The organism is Oscillibacter sp. KLE 1728 (assembly GCF_934833455.1).
GTDB lineage: Bacteria > Bacillota > Clostridia > Oscillospirales > Oscillospiraceae > Oscillibacter > Oscillibacter welbionis.
Map to the genome: position 1 here is coordinate 1 of NZ_CAKVVF010000035.1, position 2,360 is coordinate 2,360.

Here is a 2,360-nt window from a genome sequence, read left to right on the forward strand (position 1 = left end):
TCCGCTCCGTCAACAACCGGTATCTGGACTGCACCGTGAAGATGCCCCGGATGTATGCCTTTGCGGAGGACGCGGTGAAAAAGCACGTCCAGCAGGCGGTGTCCCGGGGAAAGGTGGACGTGTTCATCACCGTGGACGCCACTGCCGCGGATGTGGTCAAGGTTGCGGTGAACCGGGAGCTGGCGGCCCAGTATGCCGCCGCCCTGGGGGAGCTGTCGGACGTCTGCGGCACAGCGGACTATCGGCCCGCGCCGGAGACGCTGGCCCGGTTCCCGGACGTCCTCACCGTCACGAAGGCGGATGAGGACCTGGAGACCGTCAGCGCCGACCTCTGCGCGGTCTTGGACGAGGCGCTGGCCGCGTACAATGACATGCGGGCCGTAGAGGGGCAGAAGCTGGCGGAGGACATCTCCAACCGGCTGGACGCCATTGAGCGCTACACCGGACAGGTGGAGATGCGGTCGCCGGAGACGGTGGCGGAGTACCGCGCCAAGCTCACCGCCCGGATGGAGGAGGTGCTGCAGAGCACCACCGTCGACGAGCAGCGGATCCTGATGGAGGCCGCCATCTACGCGGACAAGGTGGCTGTGGACGAGGAGACCGTCCGCCTGCGGAGCCACGTGGCCCAGCTGCGGACCATGCTGGCAAGCGACGAGCCCATGGGCCGGAAGATGGACTTCCTGATCCAGGAGGTCAACCGGGAGTCCAACACCATCGGCTCCAAGTGCAACGATGTGGCCATTGCCAATGTAGTGGTGGGGCTGAAGGCGGAAGTGGAGAAGATGCGGGAGCAGGTCCAGAATGTGGAGTGATGGAAGATGAAGCTCATCAACATCGGATTCGGCAATCTGGTCTCCGCTGACCGGCTGGTGGCTGTGGTGGGGCCGGACTCGGCCCCCATCAAGCGCATGGTGCAGGAGTCCCGGGAGCGGGGAATGCTGATCGACGCCACCTATGGCCGCAAGACCGCATCCATTTTTATCATGGACAGCGACCACGTGGTACTGTCGGCCCTGCCGCCGGAGCGGTTCGCACCGAAGGAAGAGAGAGAGAACGAAGAATAGGAGCGTGTGTATATGAGAAAGGGGAGGACCTTTGTGGTCTCCGGCCCCTCCGGCGTGGGGAAGAGCACGGTGCTCAAGGCCCTGCTGGAGTCCCGGAAGAATCTGTATTTTTCTGTGTCGGCCACCACGCGGGACCCGCGTCCCGGAGAGCTGGACGGCATCCACTACCACTTCATGGACGTGGAGTCCTTCCGGAAGTGGATCGCCATGGACCAGTTCCTGGAGTACGCGGAGTACGTGGGGAACTTCTACGGCACACCCAAGAAGTTTGTGGACGATGCCATGGAGGCCGGGAAGGACGTGATCCTGGATATTGAGATCCAGGGCGCCATCCAGGTGTGCAGCAAGCGGCCGGACACGGTGCGCATCTTCATCGCCCCTCCCAGCTGGGCGGAGCTGGAGCGCCGCCTGACAGAGCGGGGCACCGACAGCCCCGAGAAGATCCAGAAGCGGCTGCTGCGGGCCAAAGTGGAGTTTCAGACGGCCCACACCTATGATTACTTTGTCATCAACGACACCGTGGAGAATGCGGTGGGGGAGCTGAACGCCATTATCACGGCGGAGCACTGCAAGCCCCAGGAGCGCATGGAGATCATCAGCGGACGCTGAGACGCGCACTTTGTTCATAAATAAATTTACGCCTGCAAGGCAGATAGGAAGTTGATCCATTATGATGCTGTATCCCGCAATGAACAAGCTGACCGGCTATATCCCCAACCGCTATATGCTGGTGGACGTGGTGGCCCGCCGGGCCCGGCAGATCGCCGACGAGGCGGAGGAGACTGGCGAGCATCTGACGGAGAAGCCCGTCACCCTGGCCATCCAGGAAGTGGCGGACGGCAAGCTGGACGCCAGAAACATGGACCTGACCATTGAGGAACCGGAGGATCTACAGCCGGCGGAGGAAGAGGCACAGTAACAACAGGAGGGGCGAGGCATGGAAACCGCTGAGATCGTGAAAATCGCGGTGAGCGCCGCGCCCTATTCCATTGACAAGCCCTATGACTACTTGGTTCCCCCGGAGCTGCTGGAAACGGCGGTACCCGGCGTCCGGGTCACCGTGCCCTTCGGCCGGGGCAACCGCACCAGTGAGGGCATTATTCTGGCCCGGACGCCAGGTGAAAAGATGCAGGGGCTCAAGCCCCTGCTGTCGGTCCTGGACCGAGGGCCGGTACTGGACGGCGATGGCATCGCCCTGGCATTGTGGCTGCGGCAGCGGTACTTCTGCACGCTGTTTGAGGCGGTGAAGGCCATCCTGCCCGCCGGACTCTGGTACCAGATCCGGGAGGTCTGGCA

5 protein-coding genes are annotated in these 2,360 nt (G+C 62.9%); all 5 read left to right on the forward strand.

What is annotated here, in order from left to right:
* A partial coding sequence (locus QVE23_RS05710; protein ID WP_287967733.1) for a YicC/YloC family endoribonuclease occupies window positions 1-812 on the forward strand: 812 nt, incomplete at its 5' end.
* A 6-nt stretch (window positions 813-818) separates the two neighbouring features.
* Window positions 819-1,064, forward strand: a complete 246-nt coding sequence (locus QVE23_RS05715; protein WP_021749897.1) for a DUF370 domain-containing protein — start codon at window positions 819-821, stop codon at window positions 1,062-1,064.
* A gap of 12 nt (window positions 1,065-1,076) precedes the next feature.
* Complete coding sequence (gene gmk, locus QVE23_RS05720) at window positions 1,077-1,673, forward strand: guanylate kinase (RefSeq protein ID WP_021749898.1); 597 nt, start codon at window positions 1,077-1,079, stop codon at window positions 1,671-1,673.
* A 61-nt stretch (window positions 1,674-1,734) separates the two neighbouring features.
* Window positions 1,735-1,983, forward strand: coding sequence for a DNA-directed RNA polymerase subunit omega (gene rpoZ, locus QVE23_RS05725; RefSeq protein ID WP_021749899.1), 249 nt, complete (start codon window positions 1,735-1,737; stop codon window positions 1,981-1,983).
* An 18-nt stretch (window positions 1,984-2,001) separates the two neighbouring features.
* Window positions 2,002-2,360: primosomal protein N' family DNA-binding protein (locus QVE23_RS05730; RefSeq protein WP_502919071.1), on the forward strand; the 359-nt coding region annotated here is incomplete at its 3' end.

Bases quoted from the DNA above. Each gene is read 5' to 3' on its own strand.
- QVE23_RS05715 (WP_021749897.1), top strand. From the start codon at position 819: ATGAAGCTCATCAACATCGGATTCGGCAATCTGGTCTCCGCTGACCGG.
- gmk (WP_021749898.1), top strand. From the start codon at position 1,077: ATGAGAAAGGGGAGGACCTTTGTGGTCTCCGGCCCCTCCGGCGTGGGG.
- rpoZ (WP_021749899.1), top strand. From the start codon at position 1,735: ATGATGCTGTATCCCGCAATGAACAAGCTGACCGGCTATATCCCCAAC.